At 64.1% G+C, this 23,931-nt stretch carries 23 protein-coding genes and 1 tRNA gene; 12 read left to right on the forward strand and 12 right to left on the reverse strand.

Annotated elements, in window-relative coordinates; translation table 11 throughout:
• Positions 1–40 precede the first annotated feature (40 nt).
• Positions 41–1,084: an aldo/keto reductase gene (locus tag ABMC89_RS06645; RefSeq protein WP_349566455.1), complete on the reverse strand. Its 1,044-nt coding sequence runs from the start codon at positions 1,082–1,084 to the stop codon at positions 41–43.
• Positions 1,085–1,246: 162 nt separating this feature from the next.
• On the opposite strand from ABMC89_RS06645, the gene ABMC89_RS06650 reads away from it, so the two are divergent.
• Both ABMC89_RS06650 and metG read left to right on the forward strand, forming a co-directional pair.
• A complete protein-coding gene (locus tag ABMC89_RS06650) occupies positions 1,247–2,479 on the forward strand; it encodes an MFS transporter (protein ID WP_349566457.1) in 1,233 nt (410 codons plus the stop codon).
• Positions 2,480–2,532: 53 nt separating this feature from the next.
• A complete protein-coding gene (gene metG, locus ABMC89_RS06655; RefSeq protein WP_349566459.1) occupies positions 2,533–4,245 on the forward strand; it encodes a methionine--tRNA ligase in 1,713 nt (570 codons plus the stop codon).
• A 161-nt stretch (positions 4,246–4,406) separates the two neighbouring features.
• On the opposite strand, the gene ABMC89_RS06660 is transcribed toward metG, so the two are convergent.
• On the reverse strand, positions 4,407–4,886 hold the full coding sequence (locus tag ABMC89_RS06660; RefSeq protein ID WP_349566461.1) for a DUF3237 family protein: 480 nt from the start codon (positions 4,884–4,886) through the stop codon (positions 4,407–4,409).
• 421 nt (positions 4,887–5,307) lie between these two features.
• Between ABMC89_RS06660 and ABMC89_RS06665 the strand changes: the two genes are divergently transcribed.
• Positions 5,308–5,574 carry an SH3 domain-containing protein gene (locus ABMC89_RS06665; protein WP_349566463.1) on the forward strand — a complete coding sequence of 89 codons (267 nt, stop codon included), beginning with the start codon at positions 5,308–5,310 and terminating at the stop codon, positions 5,572–5,574.
• A 37-nt stretch (positions 5,575–5,611) separates the two neighbouring features.
• Here the strand turns inward: ABMC89_RS06665 and ABMC89_RS06670 are convergent.
• The 3 genes from ABMC89_RS06670 to ABMC89_RS06680 form a co-directional block, all read right to left on the reverse strand.
• A tRNA-Leu gene (locus ABMC89_RS06670) sits at positions 5,612–5,699 on the reverse strand.
• Between the two features lie 38 nt (positions 5,700–5,737).
• Positions 5,738–6,268, reverse strand: a complete 531-nt coding sequence (locus tag ABMC89_RS06675; RefSeq protein WP_349566465.1) for a tetratricopeptide repeat protein — start codon at positions 6,266–6,268, stop codon at positions 5,738–5,740.
• Between the two features lie 61 nt (positions 6,269–6,329).
• Positions 6,330–6,803: an Lrp/AsnC family transcriptional regulator gene (locus tag ABMC89_RS06680; RefSeq protein ID WP_349566467.1), complete on the reverse strand. Its 474-nt coding sequence runs from the start codon at positions 6,801–6,803 to the stop codon at positions 6,330–6,332.
• Between the two features lie 119 nt (positions 6,804–6,922).
• Between ABMC89_RS06680 and ABMC89_RS19065 the strand changes: the two genes are divergently transcribed.
• The 3 genes from ABMC89_RS19065 (at position 6,923) to ABMC89_RS06700 (ending at position 8,868) form a co-directional block, all read left to right on the forward strand.
• Positions 6,923–7,432, forward strand: coding sequence for a proline dehydrogenase family protein (locus ABMC89_RS19065; RefSeq protein ID WP_439655640.1), 510 nt, complete (start codon positions 6,923–6,925; stop codon positions 7,430–7,432).
• A gap of 330 nt (positions 7,433–7,762) precedes the next feature.
• Positions 7,763–8,506 carry a rhomboid family intramembrane serine protease gene (locus ABMC89_RS06695; RefSeq protein ID WP_349566469.1) on the forward strand — a complete coding sequence of 248 codons (744 nt, stop codon included), beginning with the start codon at positions 7,763–7,765 and terminating at the stop codon, positions 8,504–8,506.
• The gene (locus tag ABMC89_RS06700; RefSeq protein ID WP_349566471.1) at positions 8,503–8,868 is read left to right on the forward strand and encodes a GFA family protein; all 366 of its coding nucleotides are present in this window, start codon (positions 8,503–8,505) and stop codon (positions 8,866–8,868) included. The genes ABMC89_RS06695 and ABMC89_RS06700 overlap by 4 nt, the downstream gene beginning before the upstream one ends.
• Here the strand turns inward: ABMC89_RS06700 and ABMC89_RS06705 are convergent, their stop codons facing one another.
• On the reverse strand, positions 8,869–9,654 hold the full coding sequence (locus tag ABMC89_RS06705; protein WP_349566473.1) for an inositol monophosphatase family protein: 786 nt from the start codon (positions 9,652–9,654) through the stop codon (positions 8,869–8,871).
• Between the two features lie 143 nt (positions 9,655–9,797).
• Here ABMC89_RS06705 and curA point away from each other — a divergent pair, with 143 nt between their 5' ends.
• On the forward strand, positions 9,798–10,838 hold the full coding sequence (gene curA, locus ABMC89_RS06710; protein WP_349566475.1) for an NADPH-dependent curcumin/dihydrocurcumin reductase: 1,041 nt from the start codon (positions 9,798–9,800) through the stop codon (positions 10,836–10,838).
• 84 nt (positions 10,839–10,922) lie between these two features.
• Here curA and ABMC89_RS06715 read toward each other — a convergent pair whose 3' ends face one another.
• Positions 10,923–11,828: a LysR family transcriptional regulator gene (locus ABMC89_RS06715; RefSeq protein WP_349566477.1), complete on the reverse strand. Its 906-nt coding sequence runs from the start codon at positions 11,826–11,828 to the stop codon at positions 10,923–10,925.
• Positions 11,829–11,919: 91 nt separating this feature from the next.
• Between ABMC89_RS06715 and metF the strand changes: the two genes are divergently transcribed.
• Positions 11,920–12,786, forward strand: a complete 867-nt coding sequence (gene metF, locus ABMC89_RS06720; RefSeq protein ID WP_349566479.1) for a methylenetetrahydrofolate reductase [NAD(P)H] — start codon at positions 11,920–11,922, stop codon at positions 12,784–12,786.
• Between the two features lie 60 nt (positions 12,787–12,846).
• Complete coding sequence (locus ABMC89_RS06725; RefSeq protein ID WP_349566481.1) at positions 12,847–13,329, forward strand: PaaI family thioesterase; 483 nt, start codon at positions 12,847–12,849, stop codon at positions 13,327–13,329.
• A gap of 16 nt (positions 13,330–13,345) precedes the next feature.
• On the opposite strand, the gene ABMC89_RS06730 is transcribed toward ABMC89_RS06725, so the two are convergent.
• From ABMC89_RS06730 to ABMC89_RS06740, 3 genes are read right to left on the reverse strand one after another with little or no spacing between them, the layout of a single operon-like run.
• Positions 13,346–13,726, reverse strand: a complete 381-nt coding sequence (locus ABMC89_RS06730; protein ID WP_349566483.1) for a hypothetical protein — start codon at positions 13,724–13,726, stop codon at positions 13,346–13,348.
• 52 nt (positions 13,727–13,778) lie between these two features.
• Complete coding sequence (locus tag ABMC89_RS06735; RefSeq protein ID WP_349566485.1) at positions 13,779–14,852, reverse strand: T6SS phospholipase effector Tle1-like catalytic domain-containing protein; 1,074 nt, start codon at positions 14,850–14,852, stop codon at positions 13,779–13,781.
• The gene (locus ABMC89_RS06740) at positions 14,830–17,127 is read right to left on the reverse strand and encodes a xanthine dehydrogenase family protein molybdopterin-binding subunit (RefSeq protein WP_349566487.1); all 2,298 of its coding nucleotides are present in this window, start codon (positions 17,125–17,127) and stop codon (positions 14,830–14,832) included. The genes ABMC89_RS06735 and ABMC89_RS06740 overlap by 23 nt, the downstream gene beginning before the upstream one ends.
• A 255-nt stretch (positions 17,128–17,382) precedes the next feature.
• On the opposite strand from ABMC89_RS06740, the gene ABMC89_RS06745 reads away from it, so the two are divergent.
• Positions 17,383–20,310: a valine--tRNA ligase gene (locus ABMC89_RS06745; RefSeq protein ID WP_349566489.1), complete on the forward strand. Its 2,928-nt coding sequence runs from the start codon at positions 17,383–17,385 to the stop codon at positions 20,308–20,310.
• Positions 20,311–20,407: 97 nt separating this feature from the next.
• Here ABMC89_RS06745 and ABMC89_RS06750 read toward each other — a convergent pair whose 3' ends face one another.
• Entirely contained in the window at positions 20,408–21,196 is a 789-nt protein-coding gene (locus ABMC89_RS06750) for a crotonase/enoyl-CoA hydratase family protein (RefSeq protein WP_349566491.1), read from the reverse strand.
• A gap of 131 nt (positions 21,197–21,327) precedes the next feature.
• Between ABMC89_RS06750 and ABMC89_RS06755 the strand changes: the two genes are divergently transcribed.
• Complete coding sequence (locus tag ABMC89_RS06755; protein WP_349566493.1) at positions 21,328–22,431, forward strand: pyridoxal phosphate-dependent aminotransferase; 1,104 nt, start codon at positions 21,328–21,330, stop codon at positions 22,429–22,431.
• A 41-nt stretch (positions 22,432–22,472) separates the two neighbouring features.
• Positions 22,473–22,661, forward strand: coding sequence for a hypothetical protein (locus ABMC89_RS06760; RefSeq protein ID WP_349566495.1), 189 nt, complete (start codon positions 22,473–22,475; stop codon positions 22,659–22,661).
• Here the strand turns inward: ABMC89_RS06760 and ABMC89_RS06765 are convergent.
• Entirely contained in the window at positions 22,658–23,872 is a 1,215-nt protein-coding gene (locus ABMC89_RS06765) for a pyridoxal-phosphate-dependent aminotransferase family protein (RefSeq protein ID WP_349566497.1), read from the reverse strand. The genes ABMC89_RS06760 and ABMC89_RS06765 overlap by 4 nt on opposite strands.
• Positions 23,873–23,931 lie beyond the last annotated feature (59 nt).

Here is a 23,931-nt window from a genome sequence, read left to right on the forward strand (position 1 = left end):
GCTTTTTTTCCGGCCCGTTTCATGCGCGGGCGCGCGTGGATCAGTAGGGCATGGGATGGGCGCGATGGGCCTTATCGAGGTCGGCCAGCACGTCATCATCGAGGTCCAGATCGAGCCCCTTCAGAATACGCTCAAGCTGGTCGAGTGTCGTCGCCCCGAAAATCACCGATGCCATGAAGGGCCGGTCACGCACAAAGGCCAGCGCCATATGCACCGGATCCAGCCCGTGCTTTTGGGCCACGGCGACATAGGCCGCTGCCGCAGGCCCCGCGCGGTCGGTCATCCGCCCACCGAGGTCGTTGTTCAGCGACAGGCGCGACCCTTCCGGCACCGCACCGTCGAGGTACTTGCCCGTCAGCAGTCCCGCTGCCAGCGGCGAGAAGCTCAGCATGCCGATGTCCTCGTTGCAGCACGCCTCGGCCACGTCGGTATCGGCCAGTCGGCACATCAGCGAGTATTCGTTCTGCACCGTCGCCACGCGCGGCCCCGCGCCGCGTTCGGCCGCCTCGGCCCATTGCGTCAGGCCCCAGGCGGATTCGTTGCTCATCCCGAAGGCGCGGATGCGGCCCTTGTCGACTTCGCGCTGCAACGCGCCAAGGCAATCGTGCATGTTCTGGACCGTCTCGGCGCGGTTCTGGGCGGAGGGATCATATGTCCAGTTCTTGCGGAACATATAGCTGCCCCGGTTTGGCCAGTGGAACTGGTAGAGATCGATGTAGTCGGTCTTGAGCCGCCGCAGGGAGCCTTCGATCGCTTCCGGTATCGTATCGGCGGTGATCGGGGCCCCGTTCCTTACGGCCTCCAGCCCCTCGCCGGAATGTTTGGTCGCTAGAACGACGCTGTCGCGTTTGCCGACGCGGGCGAACCAGTCGCCGATGATCTCTTCGGTGCCGCCGATGGTTTCCGCGCTGACCGGGTTGACCGGATACATCTCTGCGGTATCGATGAAATTGATGCCTGCCGCCAGCGCGCGGTCGATCTGCGCGTGCCCTTCCGAAGCATCGGTCTGCGTGCCGAATGTCATCGACCCCAGGCAATACGCGGAAACCTCTATGCCAGTACGGCCCAATGTGTTCATCTTCATTCTGGCACTCCTTTGAATTTGCGGCGCCAACCTAACCACGCGCGCCCGCGCGACAAGCGGAATTGGCCCCGCCGCGAAGATTTTCGATAATCTTGCAGCCAATGCGACAAATCGGGTCGGTTTTGGCTATATTTCCGGATCACTTCGGCGCATTCAGAGAAGATGCGCATGTTGATTTCCTTCGGGGCCCTTTTCCTATCGGTCGCCCTATTGCAGCTCAGTTCAGGCGGTGTCGGGCCGCTTGACGTTCTGTCGGGCGGGGCGCTGGGATTTTCACGGCAAGAGATCGGCTTTCTCGGGTCGGCGCATTTCTTCGGCTTTTTCATCGGTTGCTGGATCGCGCCGCGCCTTCTGGGCAGCGTCGGACACAGCCGCGCCTTCGCCGCGTTCACCGCATCGGGCAGCATCGGGCTGATCGGGCATATGATGATCGTGGATCCCTACGCCTGGGCGCTGATGCGGATGGCTTCGGGGCTGTGCGTGGCGGGCTGCTACACCGTTGTCGAGGCTTGGCTGCAATCCAAGGTCACCAACGAGACGCGGGGCCGGGCCATGGGCACCTACCGTATGGTCGACATGACCGGCAGCCTCGGGGCGCAACTGCTGATCGGGTTTCTGGCACCCGCGAGCTATATCTCCTACAACCTACTCGCCATCCTGTGCTGTGCGGCGCTTTTGCCGATCACCATGACAAAGGTCGAGCAGCCGCAGACGCCCGCCTCGCCGCGGCTGCGTCCGGCGCTGGCCTATACCCGGTCGCCCCTTGCGGTGGCGGGCGTGATCGTTGCCGCGCTGTCGAGCGCGTCTTTCCGCATGGTCGGGCCGATCTACGGACAGGAAGTCGGGCTGAGCGCGGGCCAGATCGCGTGGTTTCTGGGGGCATTCGTCATCGGCGGGGCCTGCGCGCAGGTGCCCGTGGGCTGGCTCGCCGACAAGTTCGATCGCCGCTGGGTGCTGATCTGGCTGTCGGTCGCGGCGATCGCCAGCTGTGCGGTGACGGTCACCGCGTCGGACAGCGGTTATTGGGGGGTGATGCTGGCGTCGGGGCTGTTCGGCCTGACGACGTTCCCGATCTATTCGGTAGCCGCCGCCCACGCCCATGATTTCGCCAGTTCCGAAGAACGGGTCGAGCTCTCCGCGGCTCTGATGTTCTGGTTCGCGATGGGCGCAATCGCCGCGCCCTATGTGGCATCGGTGCTGATTGAACTTTATGGCCCGCCTGCCCTCTTCGCGATGCTGGCGGCAGGCCACGCGGTGCTGATCGTCTTTGGCCTGATCCGCATGCGTGCCCGGCGCGGTGGCGCCCCGCGCACCCGCTATATCCCCGGCCTGCGCACCACCTTCGTCATCGGGCGGCTGACCGGCCGCCTGCGCGAGGACGCGCGGCGGGACTAGCCACTGCCCCGACCCCCTGCTAAACCGCGCCCAGACAAGCAAAGGCGCGGAATATGGCACGGCACCTCATCACTTCGGCGATCCCCTACATCAACGGGATCAAGCATCTGGGCAACCTCGTCGGCAGCCAGCTGCCCGCCGATCTCTATGCGCGGTTCCAGCGCCTGCGCGGCAACGAGGTTCTGTTTCTGTGTGCAACGGACGAACACGGCACGCCCGCCGAACTGGCTGCCGCCAAGGCGGGCAAGCCCGTGGCCGACTATTGCGCCGAAATGTATGCGGTACAGGCCGACATCGCCGACCGCTTCGGGCTGAGTTTCGATCACTTCGGGCGCTCCTCGTCGGAGCAGAACAAGAAGCTGACCCAGCATTTCGCGGGCGCGCTGGCCGATCAGGGCCTGATCGAGGAAGTCGAGCAGCGCCAGATCTACAGCCAGACCGACGGCCGCTTCCTGCCCGACCGCTATGTCGAGGGCACCTGCCCCAACTGCGGGTTCGAGGATGCGCGCGGCGACCAGTGCGACAACTGCACCAAGCAGCTTGATCCCGAGGATCTGATCAATCCGCGCTCGACCATTTCCGGCGCGACCGATCTGGAGATGCGCGAAACCAAGCACCTGATGCTGCGCCAGAGCCAGATGAAGGACCAGCTGTCGGACTGGATCGCGTCCAAGGCCGACTGGCCGGTGCTGACCACCTCGATCGCCAAGAAATGGCTGACCGACGGCGACGGCCTGCAAGACCGGGGCATCACCCGTGACCTCAACTGGGGTGTGCCGGTGAAACGCGGAGACGCCCAGTGGCCCGGCATGGAGGGCAAGGTGTTCTACGTCTGGTTCGACGCACCCATCGAATATATCGCCTGTGCGCAGGAATGGGTCGATGCGGGCAAGGGCACCGACTGGGCCCGCTGGTGGCGCACCGACAAGGGCGCGGACGATGTGCGCTACACCCAGTTCATGGGCAAGGACAACGTGCCGTTCCACACGCTGAGCTTTCCGGCCACGATCATGGGCTCCGGCGAGCCGTGGAAGCTGGTCGACTACATCAAGTCGTTCAACTACCTGAACTACGACGGTGGCCAGTTTTCAACCTCGCGCGGGCGCGGGGTTTTCATGGATCAGGCGCTGGACATCCTGCCCGCCGACTACTGGCGCTGGTGGCTGTTGTCGCACGCGCCGGAAACGCAGGACGCCGAATTCACATGGGAGAATTTTCAGGCTTCGGTGAACAAGGATCTGGCCGACGTGCTGGGCAATTTCGTCAGCCGGATCACCAAATTCTGCCGCTCGAAATTCGGTGAAGCAGTGCCCGAGGCCGGAGAATTCGGGCCCGCCGAAGAAGCGCTGATCGCCGATCTGGCGGAACGGGTGAAACGCTACGGTGCAGCCATGGAAGCGATGGAAGTGCGCAAATCCGCCGCCGAATTGCGCGCGATCTGGGCTGCGGGCAACGAATACCTGCAAGCCGAAGCGCCATGGACAACCTTCAAGACCGACCCCGACCGCGCAGCGGCACAGGTGCGTCTGGCCCTGAACCTCATCCCGCTTTACGCCACCTTGGCAGCGCCCTTCATCCCCGAAGCCTCCGCAAAAATGCTGACGGCCATGGGGGTCGAGAACGAAGGATGGCCCGAAGACGTCCCCGCCGGCCTCGCCCGTCTTGCGCCCGGCCACGCGTTCGAGGTACCGGAGGTTCTCTTCGCCAAGATCACGGACGAGCAGCGCGAAGACTGGCAGGAGCGGTTCGCGGGCAAGCGGGACTAGACCAGCGGCCATCAACGCGACCGCTATTTCCAAACTGCGGGACCGCGCCGGGGGCAATCGTTCCCGGCAGGTGCGCCCCCTTTGCCTGCGCAGGCCAGCGGGCCAGAATTCGCACACCCGCGCCCGTTCAATTTACAAAAGCGGTGGCGCCGGAAGGCTCGTCAGATTTCGGCGTGCCAAAGCTCGATAAACACCCTCTTGTCATCCGCTACGGGGGAATATGCGGTTCCGAAAAGAACCATGTCGCCGTATCCGGCGTGCGCGCCGGCGGGCACTTCAAGCTCCGCGCGGGTCCGTCCGAAATAGCCGCCTTCGGGCTGTGGCACCATGCGTCCGGCGTTATGCACCATCATCACGGTCCCGTCTTCGAGTTCGAGGAAATAACGCGCCTCGACCTCATATGTGCCATCGACGAGGCGGCGGGCAAAATCGGCCCCGCCGGGCAGGATCCTCGCCCGCCATGTCGCGGATACCGCCTCGCCCCCGGTGATCGGAAACAGGGCGCGTCCGGTTCCCCGGGTCGTGTCGAATTCGGTCGCGGGGCCGATCTCGGCCCGGATGGAGCAAACCCGCGTCAGGCGCGGATGGCCGGGTGACATGGACGCACCAAGCGTCGTCATGTCCGGGCAGTCGTCTTGCATGTGTCTCGTCTCCTTCAGGAAGCGCGGGAACCCCTCGCCACGCGGTGGCGGATGCCGGACCGCAGCGATGTTTCCGCAACTGATTGCGCCCCCTGAGCAGATGCGATGCGCCAGGGTCGCGTCATCGAAAATATGGTGCAGGATGAGCGAGATGCGCAAGCGCCACGTTTCCGCTGCGGATCGTGCAGCGCCCCGAGATCAGGGTAAACGACGGTTGCGTCGCCAGATACCGGTGCGCCGGCATCCCGTCGAACGCCACGTTCCGCAGGGCGCCGCCCCCGCGGCGAAGGCGCCCCGCAAACGGTTTCGGACGGCCCAGTCTGCCCTTGCCGCACGCCTTTTCCCTGTCCAAATGCGCGCCCGCGGCTTATACCTAGCGAAAAACCGAAAGAGGCCGCGCATGACCCCAAAAACCATTTCTATGCTGGCAGTTCTTTGCCTGACGGCCACCTGCGGCAGCATCGCCACCGACCGCGTCTTTGTCGAGCGGACGGGCCCGGACGAGCTTCTGAAACTGCGCGCGGGGCCAAGCCTTCAGTTCAACGTCATTCTCGGCTTGCCGGACGGCACCGCCCTCAACCAAAAGAGCTGCGTCACCGAGCTGGGACAACGCTGGTGTCTGGTGTCGCTTGCGGACGCGCCGGGGATCTCGGGCTATGTCTCAGCGGATTATCTGTCGGGCGGCTGAGACCCGCAAAAGGCTCGCACGACCGGTTTCTTCGGGCTGGTACCTGCGGCCGGACTCGAACCGGCACGGCCCCTTCGGGCCTAGAGATTTTAAGTCTCCTGTGTCTACCATTCCACCACGCAGGCATGGGCGCACCATACCCGTCCGCGGTGCGGTGTAAATGTCAGATATCTTCGCCTTCGGGGCCCAGCGGCTGGCCCGGTTCCAGCAAAGCCGCCTCTCCCAGCCACGGGTTGTTGTCGACCGCTTCCAGCATCTGCTTGCGCGCTTCGGCAAGGCGGCCCATCTGCATCAGCGTCAGCCCCCTGCCCGATTGCGCCCCCACATGGCGCGGCTGCAGCTCCAGGGCGCGGTCGAGATCGACAAGCGCCGCTGCGTAATCCTCGCGCAGATAGCTGACGAATGCGCGCTGGTTCCAGCCCTCGGCGTAATCCGGGCAGTAGTCGGTCAGCGCGGTGAAGTCGCCGTAGGCGCCCAGCAGATCGAACACATCGCGGCGGCGCATACCACGGTCCAGCAAATCCTGTGCGCCCTGGTCCGGCGCTCGAAGCCACAACCGCCACATGGCATCGGATGCCTCGCGCCCTTGGGTGAAATTTTCGGCACCGTTCGCCTGCGCGATCAGCGTATCCAGTTCCGCCTCCACGTCCGGAGCGGGCGGACAGTCCGCCGCGACGGCTTGTGCCGTCAGCAAAACAAGGGCCAGTGGGAATTTCTAGAATGGCGCGCGCTGACGCTTGGTCAAGAGCGGGCCGTCACATCGTGTCGGTGAGCATCACTTCCTTGACCGATTCCATCGCCACGTAGGTAGAGGTGGACGCGACATGTGGCAGGGTCGATATCCTGTCGCCCAGAACGCTTCGATAGTCGGTCATGTCGCGGCAGCGGACCTTCAGCAGATAGTCGAAATTCCCTGCGATCATATGCGCTTGCTCGATCTGCGGAACCCGTGCCACGGCAAGGTTGAAGGCCTGCAGGGCGGCCTCGCGCGTGTCGCTCAGCCGGACCTCGACAAAGGCGACGTGATCCAGCCCCAGACGGATGGGATTGAGCATCGCACGGTATCCGATGATCACCCCCTGCTCTTCAAGCCGCCGCAACCGCGCCTGTGTGGGCGATTTGGACAGACCGATGCGCTTGGCAAGGTCGGTGATACTGATTCTGCCGTCCTCGGCCAGAGTGGTGAGAATCGCTTGATCGAACCGATCCAGATCGGAAGCAACTTGCACTGCGAAATCCTCTCGACTCTGATCGGTTTGACTGGCCTCTGGCCCATGTTGAGGCAACATGACTGCAAACTTTCCGGTATGCTAGTAAAATCTCGTAACATGGAGACTTCTGATGGCGCGTGATACTGCGCGCACGCATTGATGCGAACGCTTACGCCGACCCCGATGAGGTGCTTGCGCGGCGGGTCGAAACAGCCGATCTGAGCAATACGGATCGCGCGGCCGGCATGGGCCTCAACGTGGATGCCAAGGAAGCAGACCGTCTGGGTCTGTCGCTCGATGTGATCGACGCGGTCATGGGCGAGGCCGCGCTGGCCGGTTGGGACGGCTTCGGCATCGTGGTGCAGGCCTACGGCCCCCGCGCGGCCGATGTGATCGACGCATTGTATGAAATGTCCGAGTGGATCCATGCCGGCAATATCTATATCAATCGCAACCAGATTGGCGCCATTGTCGCGTCCCAGCCTTTCGGCGGCGAAGGGCTGTCGGGCACAGGCCCCAAGGTCGGCGGCCCGTTCTACATGGAACGGTTCGAAGGCCCCGATACCCGCGAGGATGCGCCGGACGGGGCTGGTAAGACCGCAAGCCTGCCCGCCCTGCCCAATGAGGTGTCGCAGATCCTGCTGTAGACGACATCGCTGCCCGGCCCGACCGGGGAGAGCAACCGCCTGTCGACGCAGCGCCGCCCCGCGGTGCTGTGCCTTGGCCCCTCGGAAGAGGCAGCCTCGCGGCAGGCGCAGTTGATCCGCTATGGTCGGTGTCGCAGTCGAGGCCACCGCATCGGGGGGCAACGCGGCCCTTCTGGGGGCCAGCGCCTGATCGCAGGCGCGCCACGCTGAACACCCCAAGACCCGGTGTCCCGAAACGGATGTCGGGTCTTTTCGCGCGGTGCTGCAAACTGTCCCTGCGGCGTTGCAGCACTCTTGACCCTCGCGGGCGGATGCCCGACCTTCCGGCGCATGTTTCCGATCCGCGATCACAATCCTTCGGGGCGAATCCCTTTCGTCACCTATGCGCTGATGGCGCTGAACATCGCGGTATTTGTCTTCATGCTGCCGATCTCGGACAACGAGCGCGCCTTGGGGCAATTCTATTACGACTGGGCGCTTCTGCCGCGCCGCGTGATGGCGGGCGACGGCCTGTCCGGGCTTGTGACCTCCACGTTCCTGCACGGCGGGTTTCTGCATCTGGCGGGCAACATGCTGTTTCTCTGGATTTTCGGCGACAACGTCGAGGACGAGATGGGCCATCTGCGCTACTTTGGCTTCTACCTCGTCGCCGGGGTTGCGGCGGGTCTGTTCCACGTCGTCGCCGACCCTGCGTCCTATGTGCCCACGGTGGGGGCCTCCGGCGCGATCGCCGGGGTCATGGGGGCGTATCTGTTGCTGTTTCCGAAGGCGAAGGTCGATATCCTGATCATCTTCATCGTGTTTTTCCGTATCTTCCCGATCCCTGCATGGATCATGCTGGCCCTGTGGTTCGCGATGCAGTTCGTCGGCGGCATCGGATCGGTGCCCGGCACCGGCGGGGTTGCCTATTGGGCCCACGCGGGGGGCTTTGTTGCGGGGATGGCGCTGGCCGTTCCGCTCTGGCTGGCGCGCGGTGGCCCGCGCTTCTGGCAGGCCAACCACGGCCACCCCCCACACCCCGAGGCCAGCTATCCCGCCCTGCCCAGCCGCATTCCGAAGGTGAAGCGTAGATGAAGATCACCGCCACCTGCCACTGCGGTGCCTGCGCGCTGACCGCCGATCTGCCGCGCGGCCTGTCGGATGCCGCCCGCTGCACCTGTTCGTTCTGCAAACGCCGTCAGGCCGCCGCGGTCACCGCGACAACCGCCAGCCTTCGGGTGACCAGAGGCGCGGAGAACCTCACCCTCTATTCATGGGGCACCCACACCGCCAAACACTATTTCTGCAAGACCTGCGGCATCTACCTCTACCACCAGCGCCGGTCCGACCCTGCCCAATGCGGGGTGAACCTTGGCTGCATAGAGGGTGTAAAGACGTGGGAACACGACCCGGTCCGCTGGACGGACGGGATCAACCACATTGCGGACCGGACCTGATCAGCCGCGCACGGCCTTTGCGAAGCTGCGGAAAATAGCCTCGTTCGCGGCGATAACCTCGCCGTCCTCCAGAATATTGCCCTCGGGCTTGATCGCCTCGACCAGACCGCCTGCCTCGCGCACGATGATCAGGCCGGCGGCCATGTCCCACGGGTTCAACCGCCGCTCCCAGAACCCCTCGTAGCGGCCCGCCGCCACATAGGCGAGGTCCAGCGCCGCAGAGCCCCACCGCCGGATCCCCGCACAGGAAGGCGCAAGCCGCGCGATGTCCTGCAAGGTTGTCGGCAGATCGGCACGCCCGCCGAACGGGATCCCGGTGGAGAAGATCGATTCGATCATCTTCGACCGGCTCGACACCCGCAGACGGCTGTCGTTCATCCACGCGCCCGCGCCTTTTTCGGCAAAGAACATCTCGTCCTTGGCAGCGTCGTAGACGCATCCGGCAACGACCTGGCCCTTGTGTTCGAGGGCAATGGAAATCGCCCAGTGCGGCAGCCCGTGAAGAAAGTTCGTGGTCCCGTCCAGCGGATCGACGATCCAGCGCCGGGTGGGATCCTCCCCATCCTCACCGCCCCCTTCCTCGGCCAGCCAGCCGTAGGTCGGACGCGCGCCGCGCAGTTCTTCCTTGAGGATCTTCTCGGCGTTCAGATCGGCACGGCTGACGAAATCGCCAGCGCCCTTCATCGACACCTGCAGGTTTTCGACTTCCCGAAAATCCTTTACCAGCGCCCGCCCCGCCTTGCGCGCGGATTTCAGCATGATGTTGAGGTTTGCGCTACCAACCATGGCACGGGCCTTTCTGTTTCGTGAATATCGCCTCTTAGGCGCTTGACCAGCGAAAGCCAAGGGGGTGACGCAGCGTGTCGCCTGTGCGATGTCCGTTCTGCGGGAGGCTGTTCCGCAACCTGAAAATCGCGAGAGGAGACCCCATGTCCGACAAAATGAAACAGATCGTGCTCGCCAGCCGCCCCGACGGCGCGCCCCGGCCGGAGAACTTCCGCCTCGAAGAAGGCGATATCTCGACGCCGAAGGACGGCGAGGTTCTGGTGCGTGTTCATTACATGTCGCTCGACCCCTATATGCGCGGACGCATGGACGACGCGAAATCCTACGCCGCTCCGGTGCCGATCGACGGCAAGATGGAAGGCGCCGGCGTGGGCGAAGTGATCGCCTCCAAGGCCGATGGCCTCAAGGAAGGCGATTTCGTCATGGGCGGCATGGGCTGGGCCACACATGCGGCAATTTCCGCCAAGGCGGTTACGAAAATCGACCCCGACACCGCACCGATCACCTATGCGCTGGGGGTTCTGGGCATGCCGGGTCTCACAGGCTGGTTCGGCCTCACCGAACACGGCCGCCCGAAAGAGGGCGAAACGCTGGTCGTCGCCGCCGCCACCGGGCCGGTCGGCTCGATGGTCGGGCAGGTCGCTAAATCGATGGGCTTGCGCACCGTGGGCATCGCCGGCGGCGCGGACAAATGCAAACTTGCCAAGGACCACTTCGGCTTTGACGACTGCCTCGATCACCGCGCCTACGACGACGCGTCATCGTTGCAAGCGGCCCTCAAGGACGCCTGCCCGAAAGGCATCGACATCTACTTCGAAAACGTCGGCGGCAAAGTCCTCGAAGCCGTCCTGCCACTCATGAACCCGCACGGGCGCATCCCCGTCTGCGGCATGATCGCATGGTACAACGAAGGCGGCCTTGGCGCCAACGCCCGCGAAGGGGCGCTGACCGCGCCGAAACTCTGGCGGACCATCCTCGTCAACTTCCTCAGCGTGAACGGCTTCATCATCTCCAACCACTGGGACCGCATGGGCGACTTCCACAAGGCGGTAGCCCCGATGATCGCGGACGGCCGCATCAAGGTGCAGGAAGACATCACCGACGGGCTCGAAAACGCGCCCGAGGCCTTCATGAAGCTGCTGACAGGCGGCAACACCGGCAAGGCCATCGTCAAGCTGATCTGATACCGCACCGGGGACCGCTCCGCAGGAGGTGCGCGGCGGTCCTTTTCCATTTTGCCTTTAAACTCAATCCCGCACCCGCGGCGCTCACAGCGACTGCAATTTGCGGGCCTCGGTGCCCGCAAGTGCCAGAAATTCCTGCACGAAAGGCTTTTCGCGGTCCTCGCTGCGGATCGCGGCATAGAGCCTGCGGGTGATACCCTCAGCGGTCAGCGGTCGGGTCACGTAGTCGGACGAATATTTCACCTCCCGCACCACCCAGTCCGGCAGGACCGACACGCCGCGATTGGACGCCACCAGCAACAGGATCACCGCCGTCAGCTCAACCTGCCGGATCACGGCAGGCTCGACCTTGGCGGGGATCAGAAGCTGGCTGAACACATCCAGACGGGTCCGCTCCACCGGATAGGTAATCAGGGTCTCGCCGCGGAAATCATCGGCTTCGACAAAGGGTTTGGCCGCGAGCGGGTGGGTACTGGCGGCGACGAAAACCGCCCGATAATCGAACAGTTCGATGAACTCGACACCGGCGATCTCCTCGGGGTCGGAGGAGATCACCAGATCGACTTCCTCGCGCCGCAAGGCGGGAAGCGCGTCAAAGGCCAGCCCGGGCCGGATGTCCACGTCAACCTCCGCGAACCCGCGCCGGAACTGTTCGAGCACGGGAAACAGCCATTCGAAACAGGCGTGGCATTCGATGGCGATATGCATCCGCCCGGTGCTGCCATCGCGCAGTCCCTCGAATTCTTCCTGCAACGCCTCGACCTGCGGCAGCACCTGCTGCGCAAGCTTCAGCAGCCGCTGGCCCGCGGGCGACAGTTTCAGCGGTTTCGAACGCCGCACGAAAAGCTCCACCCCCGCCTGATCCTCAAGGCCTTTGACCTGATGGCTCAGCGCGGATTGGGTAATGTTCATCATTTCTGCGGCCCGTGCGAGCCCCCCGGCCTGATAAATGGCCTGAATGGTACGCAGATGACGGAACTCGATATGCATATGAGGTGGAACTCATGTTGAAGATGAAAGTTATGAATTTGTCTCACATCCCATCCTGTGCGACAAGGGATCAAATCAACGAGGGTTCATCATGACCGCACCGTCCGTCTCTTTCGAAGTCTTCCCGCCAAAAACCGTAAATGCGGCGTTCAACCTGTGGGATACGGCCCAGGCGCTTGCGCCGCTCAATCCGCGCTTTTTCTCTGTTACCTACGGCGCGGGCGGCTCGACACGCGATCTTACACAGGATGCAGCCCATACACTGCGCCGCACGTCGAAGCTGCCGGTTTCCGCACATCTGACCTGTGTGGGGGCCACGATGGAAGAGACCATCGAGGTCGCGGAAGGCTTCCACGAAGCGGGCGTGACCGAGATCGTCGCCCTGCGCGGCGATCCCCCGGCAGGCGAGAAACGCTTCACCCCGCATCCGGGCGGCTTTGCCCATTCGGTCGAACTGATCGAGGCGCTGGCGCTGATGGACAAGTTCACCATCCGCGTAGGTGCCTACCCCGACAGCCACCCCGACGCCGCCAGCCAGCACGCGAATATCCAGTACCTCAAGCGGAAATTCGACGCCGGCGCGGACGAGGCCATCACACAGTTCTTTTTCGAGACAGAAAGCTTTCTGCGCTTCCGCGACCAATGCGTGGCTGCCGGTATCGACAAGCCGATCGTGCCCGGCATCATGCCGATCGCGAACTGGAAATCCGCGCGTCGCTTCGCCGAGGGCTGCGGCACGAAGATCCCCGCGTGGATGGACGAGGCGTACCGCGCCGCCGAGCGCGACGGTCGTACCGATCTCCTCTCCACCTCCCTGTGCACCGAAATGTGCAGCGAACTGGTCGAGGAAGGCGTCGACAGCCTGCACTTCTACACGCTGAACAAACCCGACCTGACGCGCGATGTCTGCCGTGCCCTCGGGGTGACGCCCCAGACACAGCTTGAGAACGTGGCGTAACTGTTGGACTTCGCGGGGCGGCTTTTCTAGGGTGACCGAACACGTCAACCGGAGCCGCCCATGCCGTCTACAGCCCAATCGCCCGAAGATCTGCTCAGCCAGGAAGAGGCGCTTTCACTCTCCGGGCTGGAGTTCATGCAGCGCATCCTTGACGGCACCAATCCGGGCCCGCCGATTTCGGCAACTATGGGCTACCGGCTGTATTCTGTCGAAGAGGGGCGCTGCGTCTTCCGCGGCTCGCCCACATTCGAGATGACCAATCCGATGGGCACCGTACACGGCGGCTGGTACGGCACCCTTCTGGACAGCGCGATGGCCTGCGCGGTGATGACGAAAGTGCCCCGCGGATCCGTCTACACGACGCTGGAGTACAAGGTGAACATCCTGCGGCCGATTCCCATCGGGATGGAGATCGACTGTATCGGGACCTCCAACCACGTGGGCCGGTCGACCGGCGTCGCCCAGGGCGAGATCAGGGGCATCGAGGATGGCAAGCTTTACGCGACCGGCTCGACCACCTGTATCGTGATGAAGCTGCGCTGAGCGGCGACCGCCCTATTCACTCAAACATGCTGCGGTCGAATGTGATGTCGTAGGCGCGGCTGAGCGACTTGCAGTATCCCATCCAGTCATAGAAATCCTGCCGCAGAGGGAGTGTCAGACCCGAAATCCGCCACTCCTCCGCCTTGGCCGACCGCACCTGCGACAGCTCGGCGGGATCGCGCCCCTCGCTCAGCGACTGCGCCCGCGCCGCATCCATCAGCTGTTTCGAGGCCGCGCCCAGATAGGCAATCACGTCGCGGCGCGACACGTTGGCGGCCATCGCCTCCATCACGCCCGCGCATTGCGCCATCCCCCAGCTGATCGGTTGTGCCGCCGCAGGCGCGCCCGCAAGGCAAAAGGCTGCGCAAAGCACCTTCGTCGTGATAAACCTGCGCATGGGATCCTTCCCCTGTTGGAGAAGGCCAGCCTTGCCGGAAAATTCGCCCGAATTAGGGCCCGACGCGGACCAATTGCGGCAAATGCGACGACGTCACACCAACCGTGTAGTGCAACCGCTCCGACGGATCGCGGCCGACAACACGGCGTCTGCGGGTGACGAACAGCCTGCCCCAGCCCGCCCATGTTCCGATCGAGCGCGCGTGCGGATCCTGCGGAAACCGGCTCTGCCAGCCATCGGGCAGCGGCAGTCCCGCGTCCTGAGCGCGCTCCAGCATATAGACGAGCGGGATGTTGGACAGCGGACGCGCGTATTCGCGCCCGCCCAGCTGGCCGCCGATGTCGCCGTGGCTGCCCCGAAACCAGACCTGTTCCGTCCGGTCGAGTGTGGTCGCATCGGTTTCCCACAGGACCGGGCGATAGACGACGCGGGTTTCGTTCAGCGCCAGCGCGTGGCAGGCCCGTTTTACATTCTCGCTCAGGTGATGGTCGTGGAAGGAATGGTGCGCCGTGCTGAGACGCCAAAGCACGGGCGCGTTGATGCCCAGCGATTTGACCGTGTCCCACGCGCCAATCATCTCGATCTCGACACCGGACCTGCAATATTTTTCCGAAAAACGGGCACTGGCCGCTGACGGCTCCCTTGCCTGGTAGTGCCTGAAGGCATCGCGCACGTTGCGTTCGGTCGCCTGATCCGCGCGCAACAGCCCCACCCGCTCGATCAGCCCGGCCAGCGACCGCACGGCATAGGCACCGCGCGAGTATCCGAACAGAAAAATCCGGTCGCCTTCGTGATACCGCGACGCCAGATACCCGTAGGTCCGGCGGATCTGGCGGTTGATGCCCTTGCCCGCAAGAACGCCGCTCACGTCGATCCAGGTTTGCCATTGCAGCCCCGGCTCGTAGTAGATCGACACCTCGCTGCCGATCTCGCGCACCAGCTTGTAGGTGAGACCGGCATTCGTTTCGCGCCCGTCCTCGATGGACGACATGGTCCCGTCAAGGATGATCACATGGGTCTGGCGCCCCCTGCGGGGTCCGAAATCGCTGGCCGGTCTTGTCCAGAGCCGGCCGAAGAGCCGCCGAAGGAAACTCTTGCTCAGATCATTCCGCAGCGATCCTGTCACCGTTCAGAAGCTCCCAAACCTTGTGCGGCGTAAAGGGCATGTCCGCCTGCCGGATCCCCTGATCCCACAGGGCGTCCTGCACCGCATTGGAAACCGCTGCCAACGCGCCCACTGTCCCGGCCTCGCCGCAGCCTTTCATGCCCATGATATTGGCAGTGGAAGGTACGGGTTCACTGGTAAAGGAAATGTAAGGAACATCCTGCGCCCGTGGCAGGGCGTAATCCATGAACGATGCCGTGAGCAACTGGCCGTCCTCGTCGTAGACCGTGCGCTCCTGCACCGCTTGGCCGATGCCCTGAACGACCCCGCCATGCACCTGACCTTCGGCCAGCATCGGATTGATTAGGTTGCCAAAATCATCGACGACCGTATAGCGGTCAACGGTGACGATACCGGTCTCGGGATCAATCACGACCTCGCAGATATGTGCCCCGTTGGGGAAACTGCGCGCGGGCAGTGTCGCGCGTTCGTGATGGGTCAGCAGATCCTCGCGCCCCTTTTCGCGCGCCATTTCGGCAACTTCCAGCATCGTGGGCGTCAGGTTCGACCCCTCGGCGCGGAACCGTTCGTCATCAAAACCGATCTCGGACGCGGGGACGCCCATCTCGTCGGCGAGGAAGGCGGTGAAATCCTCGATCATCTTGCTGACGGTCGCCAGCGTGGCGTTGTTCTGCACCGTGACGGACCGTGACCCGCCCGTCCCACCGCCCTGCGCGATGCGGTCACTGTCGCCCTGAACGACCGTGATCTTGTCCAGCGGTATGCCCGTCTGGTCGCTCAGGAACTTGGCATAGACGGTTTCATGTCCCTGCCCGCCCGACTGCGTCCCGACCAGAACCTCGACGGTCCCGTCTTCGAGAAAGATCACCTCGGTCCCCTCGCTGGGATCGCCCAGAATGGATTCGATGTAATAGCACAGGCCTTGACCGCGCAGCAGGCCGCGCTTGGCGTCTGCCTCGGCGCGGGCGGCAAAGCCGGCGGCGTCCGCTTCACCGGCACCGCGTGTCAGGACCTTGTTGAAATCGCCGACATCGTAGGTTTCGCCGGTTGCGGTCTTGTAGGGGAACTGGTCCGGCTTGATGAAGTTGATGCGCCGCAGCTCCCACGGATCGACGCCCAGCTCGCGCGCCGCGCGGTCCATGATCCGCTCAAGGACATAGATCGCCTCCGGACGGCCCGCGCCGCGGTAGGCGTCGACCTGCACGGTGTTCGTGTAATAGCCCTCGACCTGCAACCACGTGGTCTGCACGTCATAGACGCCCATCAGCACGCGGCTGAACAGCTGCGTCTGGATCGGCTGGCCGAACTGGCTGTTGTAGGCGCCCAGATTGCATTTGGTGCTGACGCGGTAGGCGGTGATGCGGTTGTTCTCGTCAAAGGCAAGCTCTGCCAGAGATGTCAAATCGCGCCCGCCGTTGTCGCTCAGCATCGCTTCGGTCCGGTCGGACATCCAGCGCACCGGACGCCCGAGGGTGCGGGTCGCGTGGCAGATCAGGAAATATTCGGGGTATGCCATCGCCTTCATCCCGAAGGCACCGCCGGTGTCGGGGTTGGTCACGCGCACATTCTCGGGCTCCAGCCCGAAAGCGTTCACCAAGTTGTCCTTGTGGACCCAGACGCCCTGCCCGTTGTTGGCAAGATGCAGCTTGGTGCCGTCCCATTCGGCAAAACAGCCGCGCGGCTCCATCGAATTCACGATGATACGGTTGTCGCCCACTTCCAGCGATACGGTCTTGGCCGCTGCGGCAAAGGCTTTCTCGGTCGCTTCCTCGTCGCCCATGCCCCAGTCGAAGGCGCGGTTTTCGGGCGCTTCTTCGTGCAGCGTCTCGCCTCCCGGTCCCAGATCGACCTTCGCCGGCAGTTCCTCCACGTCGAGCATGATAAGCTCCGCCGCGTCCTTTGCCTGATCGTAGGTGTCGGCGATGACCATCGCGACAGGTTCGCCCACGTAGCGGACCTTGTCCTTGGCCAGCATCGGGCGCAGCGGCTTGGCGCCCTTGGTCCCATCACGATTGTCGAGGATCGCGCCACTCATCCCGATCTTCACCCCCGCCTCTTCGAGATCCGCACAGGTAAAGACCAGATGCACGCCCGCCGCCTCGCGCGCGTCAGCCACATCGATCGACGTGATCTTGCCGTGGGCCACGGGGGAGCGGAACACAAAGGCGTGCAGCGCCCCTTTGGGCGCGATATCATCCACATACTTGCCGTGGCCGGTGAGAAAACGAATGTCTTCGACCCGCTGGGTGGACTGGCTCTTGCCGAATTTTTCCATGACGTGAATCCCTTTCGCGGAAGCATTGTTGTGTGCAGGTTAGCCTCGCCGCAGCGGGTGTCCAGAGCACGCAGCGCGATTCACCGCCCGCAAGCGCATTAACCACGCCAATTGCCGCATTTCCCGCACCCAGCACCTTTCGCGCAGCTGCGGGCCCCGCAAAGGCCGCCGGCACACGGCCCGCTGCGGCGGGTCTTTCCCTCTCGCTCAAGCTGAGATAGACCGCCAATCGCGCACAAGGCGAGGTGGAAGATCATGGCACTGGACAAGACATTTGACGCGAAAGAAGCCGAAGCACGGCTGTACGAGGCGTGGGAAAAATCCGGCGCTTTCAAGGCCGGGGCAAACGCCGAAGCCGGGGCCGAGACATTCTCGATCGTGATCCCGCCGCCGAATGTCACCGGCGTGCTGCACATGGGCCATGCGTTCAACAATACCCTTCAGGACATCCTGACGCGGTGGCACCGGATGCAGGGGCACGACACCCTCTGGCAGCCGGGCATGGACCACGCGGGCATCGCGACCCAGATGGTTGTCGAACGCGAACTGGCCAAGGACGGCAAGCGCCGCACCGATTTCACCCGCGAGGATTTCACGTCCAAGATCTGGGAGTGGAAGGCCCAGTCGGGCGGCACGATCATGGAACAGCTCAAGCGTCTCGGCGCGTCCTGCGACTGGTCGCGCACAGCCTTTACCATGTCCGGTGCGCCCAATGCGCCAGCGGGTGAGGAAGGCAATTTCCACGATGCCGTGATCAAGGTCTTCGTCGAGATGTACAACAAGGGCCTGATCTACCGCGGCAAGCGGCTGGTCAACTGGGACCCGCACTTCGAGACCGCGATTTCCGATCTGGAAGTCGAGAATATCGAGACCGACGGCCACATGTGGCATTTCAAATACCCGCTGGCGGACGGCGCGAGCTATACCTACGCCGAGAAGGACGAGGATGGAAACGTGCTCTTCGAGGAAGAGCGCGACTATATCTCCATCGCCACCACGCGCCCCGAAACCATGCTGGGCGACGGCGCCGTTGCCGTTCATCCATCAGATGAACGATATGCCGCAATCGTCTGGAAACTATGCGAAATTCCTGTCGGCCCGAAAGAGCACCGGCGCCTGATCCCGATCATCACCGACGAATACCCCGATCCCGACTTCGGCTCGGGCGCGGTGAAGATCACCGGCGCGCATGACTTCAACGACTACGAAGTCGCCAAGCGCGGCAACATCCCGATGTACAGCCTGATGGACACCAAGGGCGCGATGCGCAGCGATGGCCGCCCCTACGCCGAAGAGGCCGCAACCGCGCAGGCCATCGCGCGGGGCGACGAAGGGTTCGACGAGGCCAAGATCGCCGCGATGAACCTTGTCCCCGAAGCGTACCGCGGCATGGACCGTTTCGAAGCGCGGGCAGCCGTTGTGGCCGACATCACCGCCGAAGGCCTCGCCGTGATGACGCAGGCCCACGACCCGCGTCTGGGCAAGGCCGCCGCAACTCCCGTGGCGCCCGAAGAAGGCGGCGAGCCGCGCGACGAAGCGCTCGTCCCGCTCGTGGAGGCCAAGAAAATCATGCAGCCCTTCGGTGACCGCTCCAAGGTGGTGATCGAGCCGATGCTGACAGACCAGTGGTTCGTGGACACCGCCAAGATCGTCGGCCCGGCGCTCGACGCCGTGCGTTCCGGCGAGGTCGAGATCCTGCCCGAGCAGGACAAGAAGGTGTACTTCCACTGGCTGGAGAACATCGAGCCTTGGTGCATCTCCCGCCAGTTGTGGTGGGGGCACCAGATCCCGGTGTGGTTCGACGAGGACGGCGAACAGTATTGCGCGGCCACCGAGGCGGAGGCGCAGGCCATGGCGCCGGGCAAATCGCTCACGCGTGACCCCGACGTCCTCGATACCTGGTTCTCCTCCGGCCTGTGGCCCATCGGCACGCTGGGCTGGCCCGAACAGACCGAAGAGCTGCAGAAATATTTCCCCACCTCGGTCCTGATCACCGGTTTCGATATCATCTTCTTCTGGGTCGCCCGGATGATGATGATGCAATACGCCGTGGTCGATCAGAAGCCGTTCAGCACTGTCTACGTCCACGCCCTCGTCCGCGACGAGAAGGGCAAGAAGATGTCGAAATCGCTCGGCAATGCGCTCGATCCTCTGGATCTGGTGGATGAATACGGCGCGGATGCCGTGCGCTTCACCCTGACATCCATGGCCGCCATGGGCCGCGATCTGAAGCTGTCGACCGCGCGCATCCAAGGCTACCGCAACTTCGGCACCAAGCTGTGGAACGCCCACCGCTTTGCCGAAATGAACGGCGTGTTCACCGGCACACCGGCGCAGATGCCACAGCCCACGGCCACGCTGAACAAGTGGATCGTCGGCGAAACCGCCCGCATCCGCGAGGAAACCGACGCGGCCCTTGCCGCCTACCGGTTCAACGACGCGGCCAACGGTCTCTATGCCTTCGTCTGGGGCAAGGTCTGTGACTGGTACGTCGAGCTTTCCAAACCGCTGTTGCAGGACGATGCCCCCGAAGCCGAGGAAACCCGCCAGACGCTCGGCTGGGTGCTGGATCAGTGTCTCATCCTGCTGCATCCGATGATGCCCTTCATCACCGAAGAGCTGTGGGGCACGACGACAGAGCGCGCGAAGCCGCTGGTACACGCGGACTGGCCGACCTACACCACCGCCGATCTGCTGGACGAGGCCGCCGACCGCGAACTGAACTGGGTGATCACCGTGATCGAGAATATCCGGTCGGCGCGCGCCCAGATGCATGTACCTGCAGGCCTGAAGGTGCCGATGATCGTGACTGCCATGGACGAGGCGGGCGAAACCGCGTGGCAGAACAACGAGATCATGATCAAACGCCTTGCGCGTGTCGACAGCCTGACCCGCGCCGACGCCTTTCCGAAAGGCACCGTCAGCATCGCGGCACCCGGCGCCACCTTCGGCCTGCCGCTGGAAGGGATCATCGACATCGATGCGGAAAAGGCGCGGCTCCAGAAATCGCTCGACAAGCTGGCCAAGGAGATCGGCGGCCTGAAGGGGCGGCTCAACAACCCCAAGTTCAAGGCGTCCGCCCCCGCCGATGTGGTGGAGGAGGCCGAGGCAAACCTCGCCGCGCGCAATGAAGAGGCCGAACAGCTTCAGGCCGCGCTCGACCGGCTGTCCGAAATCGGCTGAGTGCCGGGAGGGGGGCGGTGCCGTCGCCGCCCTTCTCTTCCGGCAGTCGTTACTTGCTGAACGCTAAAGGGAGGGGCTGGCCCCTCCCGGCTTTTCCTCATTTGAAGACGGGTGCCCTTTTGGCGAAGGACGCGGCGATCACTTCCATCTGGTCGGGCTTGCCCATCAGATCGACCTGAAGGCGCGATTCAGCCTCCAGAACCTCCGCCGCAGGCGATGTCTCTGCGATACCGATCAGCCGCTTTGCCGCGCGGATCGCCGACGGGCTTTTGCCCGCGATGGTCGCGGCCAGATCCATCGCCGCCGACAGCGGATCCTCTGCGATCTCGGTCACAAGGCCCCAGCGTTCCGCCTGTGCGGCGTCGACGGGCTCGGCGGTGTAGGTCAACCGGCGCAGCACGTCCGACCGCACGAGGCGCGGCAGCAGCACCATGCCGCCCATATCCGGCACGATCCCCCATTTCATCTCCATCACCGCGAACTTGGCATCCGGTGCCGCAATGCGGATATCCGCGCCCAGCGCCAGCTGGATCCCCGCCCCGAAACAGACGCCATGCACGGCGGCGATCACCGGAATGTCCATCCGCGACCAGATCATCGCGACTTCCTGCCACTGGTTGGTCGTACCCTCGCCGTGCGTGCGCGGCATCAGCATCTCGGCCGGGTCCTTGCCCGCCATGGCCGACAGGCCGGACACGTCGATACCGGCACAGAAGGCTTTTCCCTCGCCCGAGATCACGGCCACCCGCGCATCCGATGCGGCCACCTGCTGGCCCGCGGCGATGATTGCGTCGATCATCTCCTGATCGACGGCGTTCATCTTGTCGGCGCGGGTCAGGCGGACGTGGGCGATGTGGTTCTCAAAGGTAACGTCGACACGGGACATGGGTTTCCTCCGGGTGATGAATGTTTGACCGCAGGGAACCCGATTCCACGCCATGCCGCCAGCAAAACGTGACGTTAGACGCAGGCGCGACACCCCTTGCCCTTTGGCACCGGCCTGCCTTAACTGCCGCCATGACCAACGCACGCCTCACCCCGCTCGCCCGATCCCTGCCCGCCACGGTTCCCTTCGTCGGCCCGGAAACGCAGGAGCGCGCCCGGGGCGGCCCCTTCGCCACGCGTCTGGGCGCGAACGAAAGCGTTTTCGGCCCGTCACCCAAGGCCGTCGCGGCAATGGCCGATGCCGAGATCTGGATGTACGGCGACCCGGAAAGCTTTGACCTGCGCGAGGCGCTTGCCGCGCATCACGGCACGACAGCGGATCATATCATGGTCGGCGAAGGGATCGACGCGCTGCTGGGCTATCTCGTGCGGCTCTGTGTCGGCCCCGGTGACGCCGTTGTCACCTCTGCCGGTGCCTATCCGACCTTCAACTACCATGTCGCGGGATTCGGCGGTGATCTGCATACGGTGCCTTACGTCGACGACTGCGAAGACCCTGCGAGCCTCTTTGCCATGGCACGCGAAACCGATGCCAAGCTGGTCTATCTGGCCAATCCCGACAACCCGATGGGCAGCCATCACCGCGGCGCGGATATCGTGGCCGCGATGGCCGATCTGCCCGAAGGCACGCTTCTGGTGCTGGACGAGGCCTATGTGGAATGCGCGCCCGAAGGGACCGAACTGCCCCTGCCCGCGGACGACCCCCGCGTGGTGCGGATGCGCACCTTCTCGAAGGGATACGGGCTTGCCGGTGCGCGCGTGGGCTATGCCATCGGGCATCCCGAGCTGATCCGCGCCTTTCACAAGGTGCGCAACCATTTCGGCATGAACCGGGCGGCACAGGCGGGCGCGCTCGCGGCGCTGGCCGATCAGGCCTATCTGGCGGAGGTACAGTCAAAAATCGCCGCCGCCCGCACGCGTATCGCGGATATCGCCCGCGAGAACGGGCTGAAGCCACTGCCGTCGGCCACGAATTTTGTCACCATAGATTGCGGCAGGGACGGCAGTTTCGCCAAGGGCGTGCTGGCCGGGTTGATCGCACGCGGCATATTCGTGCGGATGCCCTTCGTCGCACCGCAGGACCGCTGTATTCGCGTCAGCTGCGGCACACCGGAAATGCTGGATACTTTCGCGCAGGCCCTGCCGGCGGCGATCGCGGATGCAGAAAACGGCTGACCCATCGGAAATTTGCGCTATCGTCGAAGGCGGATAGCAATGTGGATCAGACGATGGACGATTATCCCGGTCGTGCTCCGGACTTCAGAAAAGCCTGCCTTGTGATGTTCGGCGTGAACCTGTCGTGGATCCTGATCGCGATCTGGGCGATCTGGGGGCTGATCGCCGTGGCCTGCACGGGATGGTGCATCAACCGCGCGATCAGCTATGTCGAGGCGCGCCGGGGCTAGGCCCCCGCCCCCCCGATGACATCGGACGCCGCATCGAGCGCGCCACGGCCGTGGGCAATGCCCAGCGCCTTCAGCCCCGCATCAATGCCGCCCAGCATCCCCATGACCATCTGTCCGTTCACATGGCCCATGTGACCCAGCCGGAAGAACGCGTCGCGCCTGGGATCGTCCGGTTCCGCCATACCCAGACCGATGCCGAGGGTCAGGCCGATCTGCCCCTCTACCCATTCGCGCAGGCGTGTGCCGTCGCTGCCATTGAGCCGCAGGGAGGTCACAGCCGTCGACCGATGTGCCCGGTCGGCGATGTTGAGGCGCAGATCACCGCCCTCCCCCCAGGCTTCGCAGGCGGTCCAGACAGCGCGGGCAAGTGTCGTGTGGCGCGCCCAGACGGCCTCGATTCCCTCGGCGTGGATCATGTCGAGCGCGACGCGCAATCCGAACAGATGGTGCGTGGGCGCGGTGCCATCGAAATACTGCCACAGCTCTTCAGCCTGGCTGCGCGGTGTCCAGTCCCAGTAACGGCTGACCCGTGGCATCGCGTCGCGCACGGCCTGCGCGCGGTCGTTGAAGAAGACGAAGGCACAGCCCGGCGGCACCATCAGCCCCTTCTGACAGCCGGTCACCATGATATCGACGCCCCAGTCGTCCATCTCGAACCGGTCGCATCCCAGTGACGCGATGCAATCGGCCATCAACAGCGCCGGATGCCCCAGATCGTCCAGCACACGGCGCAGCCCCGCCACGTCGTTGAGCACCGAGGACGAGGTATCGACGTGGACCGCAAGCACAGCCTTGATCTTGTGCCCGCTGTCGGCTTTCAGCGTCTCGGCGATGCGGTTCAGGTCGAACGGATCGGATTTGCCGAAATCGATCACCTCCACATCGGCCCCGAGCCCCGTCGCCATATCGCCCCATCCGTGGCCGAAACGGCCCGTCGCAGGCACCAGCACGCGGTCGCCGGGGGCCACGACATTGGCCAGCGCCGCCTCCCACGCCCCGTGGCCGTTGGCGATGTAGATGGCGCAATGATGGCTGGTGCGCGCCACCCGTTTGAGATCGGTCATGATGCCCGGCATCATGTCCGGCAGTTCGCCCGCGTAGATGTTCGGCGCAGGGCGATGCATCGCCTGCAAGACCGCTTCCGGCATCACGGAAGGCCCCGGAATAGCGAGATAGCCGCGACCGTGCGACAGGTTGGGTGCGTTGGTCATGAAGTTTTCCTTGATGCTCAGACTGTTGGGCGCTGCGCCTTTCCGGCACCATAGCCCCC

This window comes from Sulfitobacter sp. HNIBRBA3233, assembly GCF_040149665.1.
Classification (GTDB): Bacteria; Pseudomonadota; Alphaproteobacteria; order Rhodobacterales; family Rhodobacteraceae; genus Sulfitobacter; species Sulfitobacter marinivivus.